General features: G+C 34.8%; 18 protein-coding genes and 1 pseudogene. 13 read left to right on the top strand and 6 right to left on the bottom strand.

All coding sequences use genetic code 11. The annotated features are described in order from the left end of the window. The first annotated feature begins 308 nt into the window (after window positions 1–308). Genes OO7_RS08060 through OO7_RS08045 form a run of 4 tightly spaced genes read left to right on the top strand, consistent with a single transcriptional unit; the run spans window position 309 to window position 3,858 of the window. A complete protein-coding gene (locus OO7_RS08060) occupies window positions 309–1,220 on the top strand; it encodes a metal ABC transporter substrate-binding protein (RefSeq protein ID WP_008915458.1) in 912 nt (303 codons plus the stop codon). 1 nt (window position 1,221) lies between these two features. Further along, window positions 1,222–2,112 carry a manganese/iron ABC transporter ATP-binding protein gene (locus tag OO7_RS08055; RefSeq protein ID WP_008915457.1) on the top strand — a complete coding sequence of 297 codons (891 nt, stop codon included), beginning with the start codon at window positions 1,222–1,224 and terminating at the stop codon, window positions 2,110–2,112. Then, window positions 2,109–2,999 carry a metal ABC transporter permease gene (locus tag OO7_RS08050; protein WP_008915456.1) on the top strand — a complete coding sequence of 297 codons (891 nt, stop codon included), beginning with the start codon at window positions 2,109–2,111 and terminating at the stop codon, window positions 2,997–2,999. The genes OO7_RS08055 and OO7_RS08050 overlap by 4 nt, the downstream gene beginning before the upstream one ends. After that, window positions 2,992–3,858 (top strand): metal ABC transporter permease, encoded by an 867-nt coding sequence (locus tag OO7_RS08045; RefSeq protein ID WP_008915455.1) that lies wholly within the window; start codon window positions 2,992–2,994, stop codon window positions 3,856–3,858. The genes OO7_RS08050 and OO7_RS08045 overlap by 8 nt, the downstream gene beginning before the upstream one ends. Window positions 3,859–3,947: 89 nt before the next feature. Here OO7_RS08045 and OO7_RS08040 read toward each other — a convergent pair whose 3' ends face one another. Continuing rightward, window positions 3,948–6,236 carry an FdhF/YdeP family oxidoreductase gene (locus OO7_RS08040; protein WP_008915454.1) on the bottom strand — a complete coding sequence of 763 codons (2,289 nt, stop codon included), beginning with the start codon at window positions 6,234–6,236 and terminating at the stop codon, window positions 3,948–3,950. Between the two features lie 581 nt (window positions 6,237–6,817). Here OO7_RS08040 and OO7_RS08035 point away from each other — a divergent pair. Further along, the gene (locus OO7_RS08035; RefSeq protein WP_008915453.1) at window positions 6,818–7,687 is read left to right on the top strand and encodes a fructosamine kinase family protein; all 870 of its coding nucleotides are present in this window, start codon (window positions 6,818–6,820) and stop codon (window positions 7,685–7,687) included. Between the two features lie 197 nt (window positions 7,688–7,884). On the opposite strand, the gene OO7_RS08030 is transcribed toward OO7_RS08035, so the two are convergent. Continuing rightward, complete coding sequence (locus OO7_RS08030) at window positions 7,885–8,424, bottom strand: YniB family protein (RefSeq protein ID WP_008915452.1); 540 nt, start codon at window positions 8,422–8,424, stop codon at window positions 7,885–7,887. A 295-nt stretch (window positions 8,425–8,719) separates the two neighbouring features. Between OO7_RS08030 and hxpB the strand changes: the two genes are divergently transcribed. The 4 genes from hxpB (at window position 8,720) to OO7_RS08010 (ending at window position 12,547) form a co-directional block, all read left to right on the top strand. Continuing rightward, window positions 8,720–9,385 (top strand): hexitol phosphatase HxpB, encoded by a 666-nt coding sequence (hxpB, locus tag OO7_RS08025; protein WP_008915451.1) that lies wholly within the window; start codon window positions 8,720–8,722, stop codon window positions 9,383–9,385. Window positions 9,386–9,570: 185 nt separating this feature from the next. Further along, window positions 9,571–10,143, top strand: coding sequence for a metal-dependent hydrolase (locus tag OO7_RS08020; protein ID WP_008915450.1), 573 nt, complete (start codon window positions 9,571–9,573; stop codon window positions 10,141–10,143). A 276-nt stretch (window positions 10,144–10,419) separates the two neighbouring features. Then, on the top strand, window positions 10,420–11,811 hold the full coding sequence (locus tag OO7_RS08015) for an L-cystine transporter (RefSeq protein WP_008915449.1): 1,392 nt from the start codon (window positions 10,420–10,422) through the stop codon (window positions 11,809–11,811). Between the two features lie 346 nt (window positions 11,812–12,157). Then, entirely contained in the window at window positions 12,158–12,547 is a 390-nt protein-coding gene (locus OO7_RS08010) for a YkgJ family cysteine cluster protein (RefSeq protein WP_043892679.1), read from the top strand. 75 nt (window positions 12,548–12,622) lie between these two features. On the opposite strand, the gene OO7_RS08005 is transcribed toward OO7_RS08010, so the two are convergent. After that, entirely contained in the window at window positions 12,623–13,627 is a 1,005-nt protein-coding gene (locus OO7_RS08005; protein ID WP_008915447.1) for a luciferase-like monooxygenase, read from the bottom strand. A gap of 265 nt (window positions 13,628–13,892) precedes the next feature. Here OO7_RS08005 and OO7_RS08000 point away from each other — a divergent pair, with 265 nt between their 5' ends. Further along, on the top strand, window positions 13,893–14,231 hold the full coding sequence (locus OO7_RS08000; RefSeq protein WP_008915446.1) for a hypothetical protein: 339 nt from the start codon (window positions 13,893–13,895) through the stop codon (window positions 14,229–14,231). 612 nt (window positions 14,232–14,843) lie between these two features. Here the strand turns inward: OO7_RS08000 and OO7_RS07995 are convergent. Together OO7_RS07995 and OO7_RS07990 are read right to left on the bottom strand one after the other, a co-directional pair. Continuing rightward, window positions 14,844–15,206, bottom strand: a complete 363-nt coding sequence (locus tag OO7_RS07995) for a hypothetical protein (RefSeq protein WP_008915445.1) — start codon at window positions 15,204–15,206, stop codon at window positions 14,844–14,846. A 198-nt stretch (window positions 15,207–15,404) separates the two neighbouring features. Beyond that, window positions 15,405–15,755 (bottom strand): hypothetical protein, encoded by a 351-nt coding sequence (locus tag OO7_RS07990; protein WP_052329021.1) that lies wholly within the window; start codon window positions 15,753–15,755, stop codon window positions 15,405–15,407. Between the two features lie 120 nt (window positions 15,756–15,875). Between OO7_RS07990 and OO7_RS07985 the strand changes: the two genes are divergently transcribed. The 3 genes and pseudogenes from OO7_RS07985 (at window position 15,876) to fetB (ending at window position 18,179) form a co-directional block, all read left to right on the top strand. Continuing rightward, on the top strand, window positions 15,876–16,061 hold the full coding sequence (locus OO7_RS07985; RefSeq protein ID WP_008915443.1) for a DUF2526 family protein: 186 nt from the start codon (window positions 15,876–15,878) through the stop codon (window positions 16,059–16,061). A gap of 677 nt (window positions 16,062–16,738) precedes the next feature. Continuing rightward, window positions 16,739–17,388: pseudogene (gene fetA, locus OO7_RS07980) on the top strand (iron efflux ABC transporter ATP-binding subunit FetA). 14 nt (window positions 17,389–17,402) lie between these two features. After that, window positions 17,403–18,179, top strand: coding sequence for an iron efflux ABC transporter permease subunit FetB (fetB, locus tag OO7_RS07975; protein ID WP_008915440.1), 777 nt, complete (start codon window positions 17,403–17,405; stop codon window positions 18,177–18,179). 206 nt (window positions 18,180–18,385) lie between these two features. Here fetB and OO7_RS07970 read toward each other — a convergent pair whose 3' ends face one another. Continuing rightward, window positions 18,386–18,772 (bottom strand): SH3 domain-containing protein, encoded by a 387-nt coding sequence (locus tag OO7_RS07970; protein WP_008915439.1) that lies wholly within the window; start codon window positions 18,770–18,772, stop codon window positions 18,386–18,388. Window positions 18,773–20,009 lie beyond the last annotated feature (1,237 nt).

Genomic DNA, 20,009 nt, shown 5'->3' with positions numbered 1-20,009 from the left:
GAAAATATCAATTGTAATAATAGCGTAATCACGCACTTTTTATCTTGACTTTACTCAATTGATATTGATAATCATTATCAATTAGGTGTCAAATGTTATTAAACTCTACTTTAATGGCAATAACACCTAAGATACATCAAGATACATTTAGATAACAAATAATAGTGACTAGATTTAGGCTAAGCTCACTGAAAGATATCTACACCGATGTCCCTTGAAGTATAATAAGTATATTACCGAACATCTGCCAAGCGCAGTATGATATCGAACATAAAATCCACTCAGCTAATGATGCCCGGGTCTAAATAATGAAGAAAAAAATATCTCTGTTTTCCAAACCACTATGCTCTATCTTCTTTGCTTTATCTGCAATCCTACTAGTTAGTCAACCTGCATTGGCTAAAAAATTTAAGGTCGTCACAACTTTTACCATAATTCAAGATATTGCTCAAAATGTCGCCGGAGATGCAGCAATTGTTGAATCAATCACTAAACCAGGTGCTGAGATCCACGGTTATCAACCAACACCTAAAGATATAATGAAAGCCTATGATGCAGACCTTATTTTATGGAATGGGCTAAACCTTGAAGTGTGGTTTCAACGATTCTTTGAAAATGTTAAAGATGTGCCCGCTGTTGTCGTGACAGAGGGGGTGGAACCAATGCCAATCCGTGAAGGCGAATACAAAGGAAATCCAAATCCTCATGCATGGATGTCACCTGCAAATGCTAAAATTTATATCGAAAATATCCGTCAAGCACTTGTAAAATATGATCCAGAGAATGCAGAAACATATAACCAAAATGCCAAAAAATATGCGGAAGAAATTGCGAAATTAGATGCACCGCTACGCGAGCGTCTTAATCGAATTCCTGAAGATCAACGTTGGTTAGTTTCCAGCGAAGGTGCGTTCAGTTATTTAACAAAAGATTACGGTTTAAAAGAAGTTTATCTATGGCCAATAAATGCGGAAGAACAAGGTTCACCACAGCAAGTCAAAAAGGTCATTGATACCGTAAGAAAATATAATATCCCAGTTGTATTTAGTGAAAGTACCATTTCTGACAAACCTGCACGCCAAGTCAGTAAAGAAACAGGGGCTAAATACGGTGGAATACTTTATGTCGACTCCTTATCAACCTCTGATGGCCCTGTACCAACTTATATTGACCTACTAAATACAACTGTAGATACCATAGCGAAAGGATTTGACCAGTAAGATGAGTACCTCAAACCGCTTTGAACACCCAAACTTAGTTGTTGATAATGCAACAGTCACTTATAACAACGGTCATACTGCCATTTATGATGCAAGTTTTAATATCACTGGTGGATCAATTTGTGCACTGGTCGGCATCAATGGTAGCGGGAAATCGACACTCTTTAAAACGATAATGGGGCTTGTCACCCCATCTTCAGGTAGTGTGACATTAAATGACCAGCCAATCAAAACGGCCTTGAAAGAAAATATCATTGCCTATGTCCCACAAACTGAAGAGGTCGATTGGAATTTCCCAGTGCTTGTCTCTGATGTCGTTATGATGGGAAGGTATGGCAGAATGGGTTTTTTTCGTATCCCAAAAGCTGAAGATAAAGAAGCAGTGAAACGCGCTTTAGAACGCGTGGATTTAGCTGGGCTAGAAAATAGGCAAATCGGTGAGCTTTCGGGGGGTCAGAAAAAGCGGGTTTTTTTAGCTCGTGCTCTGGCTCAACAAGGAAAAGTATTATTGCTTGATGAGCCCTTTACTGGCGTTGATGTCAAAACTGAAAATGCCATTATTGATCTATTAAGAAGCTTGCGGGATGAAGGCCATTTAATTTTAGTTTCAACACATAACCTTGGTAGTGTGCCAGAATTCTGTGACCACGTTATCTTAATCAATCGCACAGTTTTAGCTTCCGGCACAACAGAAACCACATTTACCCAAAAGAATTTACAAATTGCCTTTGGTGGTGTATTGCGTCATGTCAATTTATCAGGCCAAGAGCTTCACGACGACGACGACCCGCGTTCTGTTACCGTTATTACTGATGATGAAAGAGCGGCGGTTTTCTATGGTCATGACCACAATGCACCGGTTAGGAAAAAACAACCTAAGGATTCAGAATGATTGAGTTGTTACTTCAGCCTTTTGAGTACAACTATATGGTGAAAGCAATCTGGGTAAGTGCCATTGTGGGTGCCGTTTGTGCATTTCTTTCCGCTTACTTAATGCTAAAAGGCTGGTCACTTATGGGAGATGCCCTCTCCCACTCAGTTGTACCGGGAGTTGCGGGCGCTTATGCTTTGGGTTTACCTTATGCTGTTGGTGCTTTTTTTACCGGAATACTTGCTGCATTGGCAATGACTTTTGTGAAGCATATTACTCGATTACGTGAAGATGCTGTTATTGGCTTTATTTTCTCAACATTTTTTGCGGCAGGTTTACTTATCGTTTCACTCAACCCAACCTCAGTGAATGTACAAACAATTATTTTCGGGAATATCCTTGGCATTGCTGATTCGGATGTTATACAGGTCGAATTAATCATTGGCATCTCATTTATTGTCTTACTTGCCTTGTGGAAAGATTTATTAGCCGCTTTTTTCGATGAAAGCCATGCTCGTTCAATTGGTTTAAATCCTCTGCGTCTAAAAATTATCTTTTTTACCTTATTAAGTGCTTGTACGGTTGCCGCTTTACAAACTGTTGGTGCAATTTTAGTGATTGCAATGGTTGTAACACCTGGGGCGACGGCTTATTTGCTAACAGACCAATTTAAACGCTTATTAATAATTGCTGTAATAATAGGAACAACAACGAGTGCAGTTGGTGCTTATGCCAGCTATTTCCTTAATGGCGCGACAGGTGGCTTAATCGTTACATTACAAACAATTGTATTCTTGATCGCTTTCTTTTTTGCACCGAAACACGGCATTTTTGCCTCACGCCGTAATGCCAAACGTGAAGTTGAGAATTTGCATAAAATAAAACAGCAAGGAGCATCAAATGACTGACTTTATTGATCTCTTAACTGCACCTTTTATTTTTCCATTTATGCAAAAAGCCATTGTGACAGCAATTGTAACGGGTGCAGTATGTGCAGTTTTATCCTGCTTTCTGGTGCTAAAAGGTTGGTCTTTGATGGGGGATGCTATCTCTCATGCCGTCTTACCCGGTATTGTCATTGCTTCCGTTGCAGGTATTCCACTTGCAATTGGTGCATTTCTATCAGGCCTATTTTGTGCATTTGCAACGGGATATTTAAAAGAAAATAGCCGGATAAAAGAAGATACCGTAATGGGAATTGTCTTTTCGGGGATGTTCGCTATAGGTTTGGTGATGTTCGCGAAAATTGATACTGAACAGCATCTTACCCACATTTTATTTGGTGATATCTTAGGTATTACTGACGATGAATTTAAACAAAACTTGTGGTTTGCAGGTATAACAATTGCAATTATTTTGCTAAAACGCAAAGATTTTATGTTGTACTGCTTTGATCCAAACCAAGCCAGAGTTATCGGCCTACCCGTTAAATTAATTCATTACGGATTGCTCTCATTACTTGCATTAACCATCGTCGCATCTTTACAAGCAGTTGGTATTATTTTGGTGATTGCAATGCTTATATCTCCAGGGATCATTGCATTTGTGCTTTGTCGAAGTTTTGGCTGGATGTTAGTTGTCGCCGTCATTGCCTCAATGACTTCTAGTGTAATTGGTACTATCATTAGCTTCCACATTGATGGTGCAACAGGCCCTTGTATTGTGATCACTCAAGCTGTCTATTTTGTGTTAGCACTCATTTATAGCAAAATTATGTTAGCGCGCAGAAAAGCTAAACTACCGAAAGAGATCCAACAAACAGCTTAACTCCGTTGTTTCCCTGATAAAAAAATACCGCCCCAGACGATCACTGAAGGCGGTTTTTTTATGTTAACTATTTTTATGCTAAAGGCTAATTAAGAAGCAGTATCAGATTTTTCAAGTAATATTGGAATATTTTTATAGGCTGGAATACCACTTTGTGGATCAAAATTATCCAGCGCTATCAAATTATTCGCTTCAGGGAAATACGTGGCGACACAACGATCTGCCATATTATAAATAACAACTTTTAAGTTATCTAATCGGCGGTGTGTTCGTTTTTGTTCTCTGTCTAAGGCAATAATGTTTACCCTATCACCTGCAACTAGTTTGTGTTTATTGGCTTCTTCTTCACTAATAAACATCACATCACGTTGACCAAATACACCACGATAACGATCATTTAGGCCATAAATTGTGGTGTTATATTGATCATGACTACGCAAAGTAGCAAGGACCAGTTCACTATTTACTGCTGATTTAGGATCTTCAATCACACCTTCTGTTGGAATGAAGTTTGCTTTTCCAGATTTCGTCAACCACTGGCGATTTGATGCCGCATTTGTTAAATGGAAACCACCCGGAACTCGGATACGTGCATTATAATCATCAAATCCGGGTAAGACGGCTTCCATTGCATCGCGAATTTTATCGTAATCATCAATGAATTCGTCCCACTCAACTTTTGTATTAGGCAGTGTTGCTTTTGCCATTCCAGCAACAATTGCACATTCTGATTTCAAATGCGGACTAACTGGTTTCAATTTTCCATGCGATGCATGAACCATTGACATCGAATCTTCAACCGTAATACTTTGTGGTCCAGTTTTTTGCATATCCTTTTCAGTACGTCCCAATACAGGGAATAAAAAAGTATTTTTTGCTGTTAATAAATGAGAGCGATTTAATGTTGTGCCAACATGAACAGCTAAATCTAGTTTTTTCATTCCACTATAACAAGCATCTTTATCTGGCATTGCGACCGCCAAATTGCCTCCCATACAAATTAAAGCACGGGCGCTGCCTTCTGAAATCGCTTTCAAACTTGCGACTGCCGCATGACCAAATTCTGCTGGTGGCTTAAATCCAAACCGTTTTTCGATATTATCAAGTAAAGATTGACTAGGTTTTTCCGTGATCCCAACAGTGCGGTCTCCCTGAACATTGGAGTGCCCACGCAATGGACAAATACCTGCACCTTCTCTGCCAATATTACCTTTTAATAATAATAAGTTGACTAATTGTTGAATATTCTGAGTACCATGCTGGTGCTGAGTAATCCCCATTCCATAACAGATAATTGTACTTTTTGATTCAATATATATCTGTGCGATTTGTTCAATATCAAATTTAGATAAACCACTGACACGCAAAATATCTTCCCAAGATGTGTTCAATACATCTTGTTTAACTTTATCAAAGCCTACAGTGTGAGTTTGAATAAAATCATTATCTAAAAGTGAGTCATGCCCTAATGCAATTTCCGCAGCATCCTTTTCTAAAATAACGCGCATAACACCTTTAATTAATGCAGTATCACCACCAATGCGCACCTTATAATAATGCTCTGCTAAAGTCGTAGATTCTAAAGTTAACATTTCTACAGGATCTTGTGGATAAGTAAAACGCTCTAATCCCCGCTCTCTTAATGGGTTAATAGCAATAATTTTTGCACCACGTTTTGATACTTCACGCAGTGAACTTAACATTCTTGGATGGTTGGTGCCGGGATTATGACCAATGCAAATCACTAAATCAGCTTTATCGAAATCTTCTAATAAAACAGTTCCCTTACCAACGCCTATTGATGCCGCAAGACCAACACTGGTTGGTTCATGACACATATTTGAGCAATCAGGAAAATTATTAGTACCATATTCTCTGGCAAAAAGTTGATATAAAAAAGCCGCTTCATTTGATGTTCTGCCTGAGGTATAAAATTCAACTGAATTCGGGTCAGAATAACTCGCTAAATGTTGGCCAATTTGTTTGAATGCCTCATCCCATTCTATTTCTTCATAATGATCAGTTTGCGCATTATATTTCATGGGATGGGTTAAACGCCCTTCATTTTCTAAGTCGTAATCATCCCAAGTTAATAATTCTGTTACTGTATGCTTTGCAAAAAATTCAGGCGTTGTTCTCTTTGATGTTGCTTCCCATGACATTGCTTTAGCGCCATTTTCACAAATATCAAAAGACGCAGTATGTTTCGGATCCGGCCAAGCACAGCCAGGGCAATCAAAACCTTGAGGTTTGTTCATTTCAAACATTGCAATAACATCATGGCCTATTTCCATTTGACCACGAAGTGCTTCAGCAACGGCTTTTAAAGCTCCCCAACCAGCTGCAGGGCCAGTATAATTTTCAATTTTTTCTTTCATCTTCATTACTCTTTCTAATTTAAAAATAGCAAAAATAAATAATCGAATAATACAAATCGAATTTAGAATTAAAATAATTTATGGTTTCAAAGAAAAATATACCAAATAATATTAATAACAATAAGAAACTACATAGATTTAATTTAAAACAAAGGCCATTTTCTTTTGAATCATCTTTTTTAGACTAACTAAAACTAAAATCATTTAATTTTGTAAAATGTTCCAATAATTAATATTTCATCATATTTCTTTATATTAAAAAATTATAATATCTATTATAAAAAATAAATTATTGTGAATCTTCCGATGAATAGAATCATTTAAATACTCAATAATAGAATTTTATTATTTAATGCCCTCCTATTCTTTTTAAGAAATAGCTATTAGCCAATTTTTCATAAAATGATAGACTGTAAATGATACGTATTTACTAAATTTAATGTTATCAATCAAAGCATAATCCATTAATTAGCGTCTAGTTCCGTGATAGCGCTTTCTTTTTAAAGAATTATTGCTGTTAATTATAAGATTGTCGCTATAGAATCAATATTAATGAAAACCAATGCAGAACGAGGTGAGTCATGTGGCAGGCAATGTACCGTTTGTTAAGCGAGCACTTAGGTGAAGCAGAATTTCATAATAAAGAGAGACTTTCTGGAGGCGATATTCACCATACAATGAAAATTGATTATGGTAACCACACGGTATTTATCAAACAAAATCTGCGTGAGTTTTTGCCTTTATTTAAGCAAGAAGCAGAACAGCTAGAAATGCTTGCTAAAAGCCGGACAATTACAGTCCCCAAAGTTTATGGTGTTGGCTGTAATAAACATCATAGTTTCCTTCTATTAGAATATTTCCCTCTGAAAAGCTTTGACGCAACCAATGCTTGGTATTTTGGTCAACAACTTGCTCATTTACATCAATGGGAAGAACAGCCAAGTTATGGCTTTGATTTTGATACCATGTTAGGCACCGTGACTCAACCTAATGCTTGGGAAAAGCGTTGGAATTCATTCTTTGCAGAAAAACGTATTGGGTTACAATTACAACTTGCCGCTGAAAAAAATATGATTTTCGGTGATATTCAATACATTGTTGATATCGTCAAAGAGCGTCTTGCGGGACATCAACCGCAACCCTCATTATTGCACGGGGATTTATGGCCAGCCAATTGTGCAATGACACTTGAGCAAAAAGGAATATTATACGATCCTGCTTGTTATTGGGGAGATAGAGAGTGTGATATTGCAATGCTCCCTCTATATTCAGAATTGCCTATTCAAATTATTGATGGCTACCAAAGTGTTTGGCCATTACCTACTGGTTTCTTAGAAAGACAACCGATTTATCAGCTCTACTATTTACTCTGTCAATCAAATATCTTTGGGCTTGAACAAAGTTATTTACAAGCGCGCACTATTATTGATGAATTAATTGGAGATCAATAATCGATTTAATGTTCGAATTAATTTAAGTTGGTATTCAGAGGGGATTGAACTTTCAATTCAATCCCCTTTTCTATTACTTAAGAAAATAGTTATATTTTTGAATGCATGTAGCACAACAAAACAATAAAAAAGGTATTTTTTGTAAAAACACATCAAGCCATTACATTATTCATACCATGATATCCAAACATTTACTGTTACCAATTCAACTGTCTTAATGCAAAATAAATTGCAATACCAATCACAATTGGCCAAAAATATAAAATAAAGAACTGTGTAAAAATTGTATGGCGAGGAATAGTCACTTTAGCTTCTAGTTCTTCTTTTGAAACGTCATTGCCTTTTGCTTTTTCTAAAATGACATGATCTTCTAAACTTTCACGAATAAATTTAATTTGTCGGTACATCCGTATTCCAGAAGCACTAAGTGCTAATCCGACAAAAATAAAAATAAATATAACCATAAAGGCTATATTGGCTCCAGAAAAACCATTATATACATGCGGCACTGGAGAATTATGCCAAAAAAGATTCAAAAATGGCGTGCTTTGTTGCGTCATCTCTGCCATTAATTTTATGAAGTCATTAGCAACTGCATTAATGCCCTCTCCTTCGACCCCTTTCATTCCCGCTAATTTAACTAATGATGCTAATGTTGAAATCAACGCAATAAGAAATACAATCCAACCTAGAATCCGCTTGCAGATTGCGACAGAAATTGCAGCCTGATAATTCATTATGAACCCCAACGTTTTTTTAATAGCTGTTATGATAGCGAATTTTTTTAAACACACCAAATTTACCATTCATAATACTATTTCGGCATTTAATATCTATTTTATTGGCTTGCCATATCAAAAAATCACCTGAAAAAAGAACAATCTAGATATATATAATCAAGTAATGACTTGCTACAATGTAAAAGTCAGAAAAATTGCAGATATTCCCACTCAAATTTTGTAATAAAATGAACATCAAACTAAGACACATTGAGATATAGCAACAGCACTCATACCTAAATGGAGTTTTGATATGTACCACAACTTACCCATTCAATCCGTTATTTTTGATATGGATGGCTTGCTTATTGATTCAGAGCCTTTTTGGGCTCAAGGCGAGAAAGAAGTTTTCTCACAATTAGGGTTAGATCTTTCCATCGCCGATCAACTTCCCGATACTCTGGGCTTACGTATCGACCATGTTGTTGAACTTTGGTATCAAGCTTCACCGTGGCAAGGGCATAGCCAAAAAGAAGTGGAACAAATGATTATTGATCATGTCATTAATCTAGTTGAAGAAAAACGTCCAATATTGCCCGGTGTTCATCATGCATTGGAGCTTTGTCGTTCACTGGATCTGAAGATAGCATTAGCTTCTGCATCACCACTTTATATGCTAGAGAAGGTATTGAATTTATTCGATATTCGCCAATATTTTTCAGCTGTCGTCTCTGCGGCCGATCTTCCTTATAGTAAACCCAATCCACAAGTTTATCTTAATGCCGCCGAGCAATTAGAAACTAAACCCATTCATTGTGTTTCATTAGAAGACTCTTTTAACGGTATGATTGCCGCTAAAGCAGCGAGAATGCGCTCTATCGTTATCCCTGATAAAAAACATTTTGCAGACCCGCGTTGGGCGTTAGCGGATGTAAAACTCTCGTCACTTAATGAGCTAACTGCTAAATATTTACGTTAGTCACCATTTAAATTTTTATTTATCCCTATCCTTTCCCGATAGGGATCTAATCAAAATTATAAAATTCTGAGGTTATTAGCTAATTAATAAGAGTTTTTTTATCTTTTTAGCCCTACCAAATTCTTTTCAAACACATTATACTGCCCGCTTAACTGTATAGATAAACAGATGGTAATTTATCCACCATGACTGCAGAAGGGCACCTTCTTTTTTCTGTCGCCACTTTGATAATGGCACACAATTTTGAGCTAACACCTGAACTTGCTCAAGGTGATTGGCTACATATGGTGCCGGGTGTTTTACTCGGCGCACTATTACCTGATATTGATCACCCTTCATCAATATCGGGTAGGCTTTTACGTATTGTATCAATCCCGATTTCAAAGTTATGCGGTCATCGCGGTTTTACTCATAGCCTAATTGCTTGGTTTATTCTGTTAGTTTCTTTGTATCAATGGTTACCTAGTGAATGGTCTATTCCTTATGATTTTATCCAAGCTTTTTTACTTGGTTATATAAGTCATTTAATTGCAGATATGCTAACGCCGACTGGCGTTCCATTTTTATGGCCGCTTCCATTACGCTTTTGTTTGCCATTGCTCAGTAGCAAATCGAATAAAAAAATAGAACGTTTCATCGCTGTACTGTTGGCGGTTTGTGCTTTTTTACTCCCCATGAGATACCCGATAAATCTATCAAGCCAATTTGAAAATATGCTGGAATATATCCATCATCAAGTCAATGCCCACAGCAAATAGCTCCTGTTATTCATTGATAACAAGCCAAAGATACCGCCATCAATACGCTTAAATAGATTTAAAAAGACAATACTTATTCATAAATAAATAAGTAAATTATCTTTTATGCCATAGTATAAGCATCATCTATCATAAGTTATAACTTTTCATTATAAGAAATGTAATTTATCTACTGATATTATATAACCAGTAGTTAGATTAAGCTGATCTCTTATAACCACTTAAAGTCTAACGCACTGATAACACAATTTAAAAAAACTGCGATTGGAGTGCAGGATGAATATTCCTTTAATTATTAATGTGCTAGTTTTTATTGCACTACTTATATTATTAGCAAAACTAGGGGCGAAAGGCTGGAGCCTTTCTAAAAAAGTATTAGTTGGTTTGGTCTTTGGTGTTGTTTATGGCGTTGTTCTACACTATGTCTATGGAAGCGGCCACCAAACAGTTAAAGATTCTATTCTTTGGTTTAATATCGTTGGTAATGGTTATGTTCAGCTGTTACAAATGGTTATTATGCCATTAGTTTTCGCATCAATTCTTAGTGCTGTTGCTCGCTTACACAAAGCATCTTCACTGGGTAAGATTAGTTTTCTAACTATCGGCACATTATTGCTGACAACAGCAATTGCTGCGTTGATTGGTATCCTAATTGCTAATGTGTTTGGCTTAACCGCTGAAGGGTTAGTTCAAGGCCAACAAGAAAGCGCTCGCCTTGATGCAATCCAAAATAACTATGCTGGTAAAGTTTCTGACTTAACCGTTCCACAGCTTGTTTTATCTTTTATTCCTAAGAATCCATTTGCTGATTTAACGGGTGCAAATCCAACATCAATTATCAGTGTTGTTATCTTTGCTGCATTTTTAGGTATTGCTGCACTACAGTTATTTAAAGATGATAAAGAACGTGGAGAGAAGGCATTAGCTGCAATTGACGTATTACAAGCTTGGGCGATGAAACTCGTTCGTTTAGTTATGCGCTTAACCCCTTACGGTGTCATGGCACTGATGATTAAAGTGGTAGCTAGTTCGAACTTATCCGATATTATCAACTTAGGTACTTTCGTTATTGCATCCTATGTTGCGATAGCTTTGATGTTTATTGTTCATGGCATCTTTGTCGCAATTACAGGTCTCAGCCCAATTAAGTTTTTCAAAAAAGCAGGTCCTGTATTAACTTTTGCATTCACTAGCCGTTCTAGTGCTGCAAGTATTCCACTTAATATTGAGACTCAAACTCGTCGTTTTGGTATACCTGAATCGATTGCAAGTTTCTCTGCTTCATTTGGCGCTACAATCGGACAAAATGGTTGTGCGGGTATTTACCCTGCTATGCTAGCTGTTATGGTTGCACCAACGATGGGCATTAATCCATTTGATCCTTTATGGATTGCAACTTTAGTCGGTATCGTGACTGTCAGCTCTGCGGGTGTTGCAGGTGTCGGTGGCGGAGCAACATTTGCGGCACTGATTGTATTACCTGCAATGGGACTTCCTATTACTTTAGTTGCATTGCTGATTTCAGTAGAACCATTAATTGATATGGGCCGTACTGCACTCAACGTGAGTGGTTCGATGACAGCTGGTGTTGTAACAAGCCAACTGATGGGTGAAACAGATAAAGCTGTTTTCAATCAAGAAAATGATGGTGAGTTAAAACACATTTAATATTCATCTGAATTCTACATGACTTATCCAACAAGGCGGGAGAATAGCAATATTTTACCGCCTTGTTTTTTCAGCTCATTAACCTCAAACTTTATTAAATTAAAACTAACTCAAACATTAACTTCTCCTTATCTTTAGTTTTAAACTCCAATTGCCTTCGCAATTTAGCTATTACTTAGTTTATAAAAAATACAAACGCCAAATTTATGGTGAAAAACACCTTGAAAATCGTCTATAAGACATAAGATAATAGCCTTTGAGCAACGTTTCTCGGCTTCCTGCCCCTGTTGCGTCATCTCGCTTTCTGCGAGGTTATAATATCAATAACAAAGTAATGGTTTTATATATGGCTAACATTCATCATATAGTAAAAACTGATCTTAATGATAACCCCTGCGTAAATTGCGGTGCTTGTTGCGCCTATTTCCGTGTGTCTTTTTATTGGGCTGAGGCACAAAATGGAGGAGGAATTATTCCGCAAGAATTAACAGAGCAAATATCCCCTTTTATGAGCTGTATGAAAGGGACGAATCAGAAACAGAACACCCGATGCGTGGCACTCACTGGCAAAATTGGTCAATGTGTTTCTTGCTCAATTTATGCTGCACGTCCAACACCATGTAGAGAATTTGCAGAGTCTGGGTTGAATGGTATACATAATGAAGCATGTGATAGAGCGCGTGCAGCCTACGGACTGCCACCACTTCAACCACATAAGCCAAGAATTGCGTGTTAATTATTGATAACCCAGAATGTTATCTGGGTTATCTCAATATAATTTAACCTAAATAACCTTTATTACACCGATAACTCATGACAATTCGTTCATGGCTTGCATTGCTAGCTCGAATGAATATAAGCGAGCTTGATGATCAAAAATTTGCCCGTTAACCATAATTTCATCTGCTTGAGTTTCACGCAAAATAGACATTAACCCATGACGAATTTTTGCTTTATCCCCCACTAGTGACATGCCGAGAGCTTGCTGTACGCCATATTGCTCAGCAGGTGACCAGAAAGTATCCATGTTCTGTATAGGTGGCGGTAATTGCGAGGGTTGACCACGACGTAACATGACAAAGGCTTGCTGCATTGATGTAAACAAAAATTCAGCATCCTTAATACTATCCGCAGCAACGATATTAATACACACCATTGCATAAGGTTTTGCCAATCTCGCAGAAGGCTTAAAGTTATCTCGATATATTTTCAATGCTTGCAGTAACATATCAGGTGCAAAATGTGAGGCAAAAGCAAAAGGTAACCCCATTTGAGCAGCAAGCTGTGCACTATATAAACTTGACCCTAATAGCCACACAGGAATTTTTTCACCGTAGCCTGGAACGGGGCGAACAGCTGGCTCCTTATCTATTGCATCAAACCAATTAACAATTTCAGCTACGTCGCGAGGGAAATGATCAACATCCGCATTCATATGCCGGCGTAGAGCTCGCATTGTCAGTTGATCACTGCCAGGCGCTCGACCTATCCCTAAATCAATTCGATTTGGGTAAAGTGTATTCAAGGTGCCAAACTGTTCAGCAATAACTAATGGAGAGTGGTTAGGTAACATGACACCACCAGATCCTAAATGCAATGTCGTGGTGTTTGCGGCCAAATAACCAATTAAAACTGATGTTGCTGCGCTAGCAATTCCTGTCATATTGTGGTGCTCAGCGAGCCAATAACGGTGAAATCCTTGCTTTTCGGCAAATTTAGCTAAATCAAGTGAATGACTAAATGATGCTTTAGCATTGGAACCTAAAGTTATAGGCGCAAGGTCAAGTACAGAGAGAGGAATATTTTTATCAGACATAGCGGCTCACTTTTTATCATTTTATGATTAAATAGTTACCATATCATCCTAATCGATTCTATCATCAGCTACCACAAGTGATGTCTTTTACAGCACAACTAGTGCCTTTTAAACAATAACCATTTCTTATGGGCTAATTCAGCAGAAATTATGGAAAAAGTGCAGCAATTGTGAAGCTTTGGTCAAAACGGGTAAAAGCGATTGCCGATCTATCTTGATTCATCGAAGATATGACTTAAGATAAATACATAAAGAGGGTTTTTATATGAAAAAAGTTAATTCAAGCCTACTTGCAATTTTGTTAATGTCAGTCGGGTTTGCAGCTGCTGCAAATGGTCCACATTCAATGTCACCACGCCAACATATGGATAACCATCCTAATGTCGTCTATAGCGTCACTCAGCAAACAGCCACACCAAATGAGACGCTAAAGAAATTAGTCAATGATGCACCTGAAACGAAAGACGGTAAACGTTATATGGTTAAAGTTACCATTGTTGAAGTTCCAGAATTTAACAGAGATAGCAAAAACCCAACACGTGGCCCTAGACATGCTAATGCACCAACAACGGCACCAGCGCCCGCAGCAACACCTGCACAATAAGGTTGCTAATTTCGAACAATCTAGACGATAAATAATTCATTGATTATTATCAAGTTCTATATATACAATTAAACAGGCTATTAATATTTTCAGTTATTTTGATATTGATAGCCTTTCAACAGCTAATCTCATCTTGCATGGTACACTTAAAAAAACATATCAATTGCCGAAAATAGCCTAATCCTCGGCTAATTACGCATAAAATTGCCCTTCAAAACCCCTCATTTTCGATCATTAAAAATGGCCGATACTTTCCATTAAATCAGGTAAAAATAAGCATTAGGTTAAACCTCGACCTATAATTAATATAGATCTTACCTTTTAGATTGATACATAAAATCGAATAGCTTCTATCAGCCAACTTAGCTATCCTAAAACGAATCACATGAACTACAGTTCATAAGATTTATGATAATAATTAGATCTAACTATCCTACGATTGCCTCTAGATTTAGAGGCTTTTTTTTATGTTATACAAAAAGGCTATCTATATTGTTAGTTTTATTTTTACTAAATAATTAAATTCCATATTGATTAAAAAAGAACATGATTAACTTGGCGGCAAAATCAATCATATTTAATATTTTTTATTATCATAATTATTAATTTATATTAATCCCATATTGTATAGCCATTATAATGCCAACCCTTTCGTTTCATACACAAGATATATTCGTGATTTCGGCTACCTTCATTGATATCTTCTATATATATACTTGTTTTTGGGAAGAATTCTGAGTAAATTGTTTCATATTTTTTGTCAAATCCACAAAATTTTTCTTTATGGCATCCACGAGAAAAAGTGTCATAAGTCACTTTCTTTACTGATTTATTTCGCATAGGGAAGCGATTCCATGCATCAGCATCGCATTTCTCATCTGCCTGTTGGTATGTTGAAGTGGTTTTACCAACTGAATGCCACCCAGTTGAACAGGCAGATAGAAGTAAGCTAAATAATATGATTATTATTTTCATGTTTTAACCTAATAAGTAATATTATTATTTATTAATACAGTAATTTAATATATAAATAATTAGTAATGTTATTTATATATTAGTATTTTAAAAACTCCCAAATGAGAATTAAAATATTAAAAAGATTATTAATTATATTGATTTGAATTTAGGAAGATAAAAAAGGCAACCTATCTGTTGCCTTTTTCTACTTATAATTTATTCCCATACATAATGGTTTTTCTTCTGCCATCCCATGCGTTTCATGCAATGCCTATATTCTTTATCTCGGCTATCTTCATTAACATCTATAATATAACTTTCTGTTGCAGGTGCATCTTCTTCATATGTTTCATCATCACCACATTCATCATTTTTCTTACATTTTTTTGTGATCTTTTTATACACTGTCTTTTGAGCAACTTCATTACGTACAGGATACAATTTAAAAGAATCAAATTCGCATTTAGTATCAGCTTCTTGATAGGTGAATTCAGGCGAACCAATTGGCTCCCAAGTGGATGTACAAGCTGCAAGTAATAAACTCATCAATATAACTATTATTTTCAAGGGAATATTCCTATGTATAATCTTTAAACATTAACTAATAACATCTAATAATCAAATAACTTATTTCATTTCTCATATGTTATAATTTTAAAACTTAGAATCCAGTTACGAGAACATGAAATGCAATACTATGAAAATATTGTTAAACAAGTTGATGCATTGCTAATTGAGAACTCAGTATCAAACATGAATACTCTTCTTATGAAGCTTTCTCATGATTCATTGCTGACTCAGGAACAACGTTTTGAACAACAACAACGTCTGAGATATGCAATTTTTAAACATCACAATACAAATAACAATTAATCTAAACATGGTTACAAAAATGTAACCATGTTGAATATATCATAATAATGAATGATGCTGATTATATTAATCAATTTTCAGTTGTCAACAAATGAAATTTTTCATCTAAGAATATAATCAAATGATTATATTCAATATTATTTAGTAAAAGCACTCGCTAAATACATTCATTTAAGACTGACTAAACACCTCATTACCGATGTATTAAAACATGCCAAAATTAAATGAATATTATACAAACCTTACTAAATATTTTATTCATGATTTTAATAATATGATAATTAAATACAATAAAACCATAAGTGTCTATAAGAATCAGAATAATGTAATAGTTTAAATAGGTTTAATGATAAAAATTACTGTGCGCCTAAAACCTACAGCAATATTATATAATATTCTACAATTTATGATGATCGAGATAATTTATGCACAAAGGTTGTTTTCAATAAGTACCAATACGGTATAATCAGCATAGTGATATTATTCATATAAATAATTCTTATTTGCATCAACAATGTTGCTTTTAATCTTTGTATGTCCAATTGCATTAGAATAGCGCATAATAAGTAGTCAAAAAATAAAACTATGTGTCTATGTATAAGATTTTTCTTATGATAATAGTTTCAATTGTATAGAAAACCTAGATAAAGCATAATGATGAAAGGTTAAGTGTAAAAATGGATCAAAGCCTTACTCTATTACAAGTAGAAAATGTTGGTTATGTTATAGATGACAAGACAATACTACAAAATGTTAAATTTAATTTATCATCAGGTGAATTTAAATTAATTACAGGACCTTCGGGGTGTGGAAAAGTACTCTTCTGAAAATAATTGCCTCTCTACTTTCACCATCTTCTGGACGTATTTTATATAAACAAGCTGATTATACAACCATTCCCCCAGAAGAATATCGTAAAGAAGTTTCTTACTGTACTCAAACCCCAACCTTATTTGGTACAACTGTTTATGATAATTTAACATTTCCTTATCAATTGAGAAAAATTGCATTCAATAAAAAGAAAATATTGCAAGATCTTGAGTATTTCTCCTTGCCCGACACTATTCTTGAAAAAAATATTAATGAACTTTCAGGTGGTGAAAAACAACGTATTTCATTAATTCGTAATCTACAATTTTTACCTAGCATTTTATTACTGGATGAAATCACCAGTGCTTTAGACGAAGATAATAAGATTAAGGTTAACAATCTTATTCATCAGCTAGCGACAAAGAATAATATTGCTATTCTCTGGGTCACACATGACCAAGGAGAAATCTCCCATGCTGATGATATTATAACCCTCCCCATCCATCAAACTGAATAATAGGAATAAAAGCAATGAATCATCCTACACTGACAAATGAATCGCTAGGATTTTCTGTTCTTTTAGTTCTAGTCGCTATATTAATCAGCCATAAAGAAAAACTGGCATTAGAGAAAGATATTATTTGGAGCACATTACGAGCGGTCATTCAATTACTCATTGTCGGTTACATACTTACCTATATTTTTAATGTTGATCACAAGACACTAACTATCGCAATGGTGATGTTCATCTGTGTCAATGCGGCCTGGAATGCAAAAAAACGCAGTAAGTATATTGATAAGATTTTCCCTGTCGCTTTTATTGCTATTACTTCAGCAACTTTATTAACGCTTTTAATATTAATCTCAACACATGCGATTACTTTTACACCAATGCAAGTCATCCCAATTACAGGAATGATTGCTGGGAATGCAATGATTGCGGTTGGATTATGTTTTAATAACCTAGGTCAACGCTTTAGCAATCAACAGCAGCAAATTCAAGAAATGTTAAGTTTAGGAGCAACGCCAAAATTAGCATCAACGTTAATTATTCGTGATAGCATCCGCGCATCGCTTATTCCCACTGTTGATTCAGCAAAAACGGTTGGTATTGTTAGCTTACCAGGGATGATGTCTGGACTTATCTTTGCGGGTGTCGATCCACTAGAAGCAGTTAAATATCAGATAATGGTTACTTTTATGCTTCTTTCAACCGCGAGCTTATCGACAATTTTAGCAGGTTATATGACATATATAAAATTCTATAACTCCCGCCATCAGTTACAGTTAGATTTATTAAATAAATAAGTCTAATAATTGAATGATGAATATGCCTGTTCATCATTCAACAAATATCATTTAAATTAAGATATTGATAATACTTCCATTGTAACTTCACTATAACATGAAAGTACATTTTTAATGTATTTAATACCACTATTACTGGTAAGTTTTATTTTAACATTAAGTTATTATTAATGATTCTATCAAATATCCATTTAATAGCAAAATACCTAATTACAATACTTATTCCATAATGAATTAACAACTGAAAGTGGTAATGAATCATCACCTTCAACTAATGGGATAGATAAATCCATTCTACCATTAGGATTATTATATACTTTGACAGCAAATTTCTTATACCCTTCTAAACGTTCATCTTTGACTCTAAAAACCTCACCACAGACATAGCCTAATTCTCCTTTATCCGATGTTTCACGCACAAAGTTATATTTAATATTTTTAAAGGATGCAGATTCAGGATAAGACAAATAGTCTATAACGCTATATTTAACTTGATTAATCAAGTCTGGCTTTGGAGTGTAATTAACCATAATTCCAAATAAAAAGGAACTTCCTATAAGCAATACAATAATGAGCACATTTACAATTTTCATATTAACGCTCTTTATAACATAATCATCTATCTAATGTTAATAAATTTATTTAGTTTAATTCAAAGGCCCATATAAATAATAGCCGACCAGCTTAAACAATAGACTGACATAAAATCAATCCTATTTGTATTTATCATTCGAATAATTACAAATCGTTAACTATTCTCATGACCTTACCTTTCCACTCAATGTATAACTGATATAGACAAAACTCTCATTATTAGAGTAACTTTATTGTTTTTTTAATATTTTATCCTATTATTCTTCACAACAAAAATTCGTTAACCATTTAAAATGGCACATCTATATTTAGATGAATATCTATATATATCATTGGGATATATTAAAGAACATAAATATATTTTATGCATGACAACCAAAAAAACCCCAATAAAGAGTAACTAATGTGATATACCAGGATTTAATGGTAATGATAATGAAAGCTATTCAAATTTTATATTACAGCCTCTCATATTAAGACAATCAAAATATCATAACAAATATTTAAATGACGGCTAATCATATTTCATTTTTAATCATGAATAAACATAAATAAGCTATATAAGTGAATAAATTTTGGAGATTCTCGATAATTAAAATTAATTACATACATTATATATTAATAATGTTTTACTTTTTTGATGCTATTCAAAATTAAATAATCTTCACTACATTAATAATTTTCTATTGCTATTCTATCCATATATTCAAAGAAAATAATTTTTATTGAATCAAATATGCTTTTCTTTCATAAAACTTAGTTATTTTAGAAGCGTAACCTACTAAAACTCTCATAATACAACGAACAATAACAAAAAATAACAATACCCATTGTAAAACATAGTATTAGAAAAATAATTATCTATAAAAAATAGATGCTAAAACTAATCAGCATGATCATTTACCTAAATAGCTAGTAAATAAAAGAAAAATATGACTACCTATCCTACTCTGAGAAGATAAAGTTCATTTATAAATCAATAGTTATTATATCACTTTATTCTTAGTCATTCTTATTTGACACACAAGATTATCAATTAATAAATTTTATACTTATAGACGAATAAAATGCTGCATAATCTAGCGACCAAAATAAAATTATATTTAGATCTCCCTTATTTTTAGCGTCTAAAAAATAACCTAATCAATCTATACACAACAAATTACTCCAATATTGAGTTATTGATGGTCATATAAACAAATACAACAGTCTAATAAAGTTATTACATTATTGGTA

Source organism: Providencia sneebia DSM 19967 (assembly GCF_000314895.2).
Lineage (GTDB): Bacteria > Pseudomonadota > Gammaproteobacteria > Enterobacterales > Enterobacteriaceae > Providencia > Providencia sneebia.
The sequence above is the reverse complement of the archived record's forward strand: the minus strand, read 5'-3'. Positions and strand labels throughout refer to the sequence as shown.

Excerpts from the sequence above, each read along its gene's own strand:
- OO7_RS07985 (WP_008915443.1), top strand. The coding sequence starts at position 15,876 with ATGCAATACTATGAAAATATTGTTAAACAAGTTGATGCATTGCTAATT.
- OO7_RS08055 (WP_008915457.1), top strand. The coding sequence starts at position 1,222 with ATGAGTACCTCAAACCGCTTTGAACACCCAAACTTAGTTGTTGATAAT.
- OO7_RS08030 (WP_008915452.1), bottom strand. The coding sequence starts at position 8,424 with ATGAATTATCAGGCTGCAATTTCTGTCGCAATCTGCAAGCGGATTCTA.
- OO7_RS08000 (WP_008915446.1), top strand. The coding sequence starts at position 13,893 with ATGAAAAAAGTTAATTCAAGCCTACTTGCAATTTTGTTAATGTCAGTC.
- OO7_RS08035 (WP_008915453.1), top strand. The coding sequence starts at position 6,818 with ATGTGGCAGGCAATGTACCGTTTGTTAAGCGAGCACTTAGGTGAAGCA.
- OO7_RS08020 (WP_008915450.1), top strand. The coding sequence starts at position 9,571 with ATGACTGCAGAAGGGCACCTTCTTTTTTCTGTCGCCACTTTGATAATG.
- OO7_RS08050 (WP_008915456.1), top strand. The coding sequence starts at position 2,109 with ATGATTGAGTTGTTACTTCAGCCTTTTGAGTACAACTATATGGTGAAA.
- OO7_RS08005 (WP_008915447.1), bottom strand. The coding sequence starts at position 13,627 with ATGTCTGATAAAAATATTCCTCTCTCTGTACTTGACCTTGCGCCTATA.
- OO7_RS08015 (WP_008915449.1), top strand. The coding sequence starts at position 10,420 with ATGAATATTCCTTTAATTATTAATGTGCTAGTTTTTATTGCACTACTT.
- hxpB (WP_008915451.1), top strand. The coding sequence starts at position 8,720 with ATGTACCACAACTTACCCATTCAATCCGTTATTTTTGATATGGATGGC.
- OO7_RS08040 (WP_008915454.1), bottom strand. The coding sequence starts at position 6,236 with ATGAAAGAAAAAATTGAAAATTATACTGGCCCTGCAGCTGGTTGGGGA.
- OO7_RS07970 (WP_008915439.1), bottom strand. The coding sequence starts at position 18,772 with ATGAAAATTGTAAATGTGCTCATTATTGTATTGCTTATAGGAAGTTCC.
- OO7_RS08060 (WP_008915458.1), top strand. The coding sequence starts at position 309 with ATGAAGAAAAAAATATCTCTGTTTTCCAAACCACTATGCTCTATCTTC.
- OO7_RS08010 (WP_043892679.1), top strand. The coding sequence starts at position 12,158 with ATGGCTAACATTCATCATATAGTAAAAACTGATCTTAATGATAACCCC.
- OO7_RS08045 (WP_008915455.1), top strand. The coding sequence starts at position 2,992 with ATGACTGACTTTATTGATCTCTTAACTGCACCTTTTATTTTTCCATTT.
- fetB (WP_008915440.1), top strand. The coding sequence starts at position 17,403 with ATGAATCATCCTACACTGACAAATGAATCGCTAGGATTTTCTGTTCTT.
- OO7_RS07995 (WP_008915445.1), bottom strand. The coding sequence starts at position 15,206 with ATGAAAATAATAATCATATTATTTAGCTTACTTCTATCTGCCTGTTCA.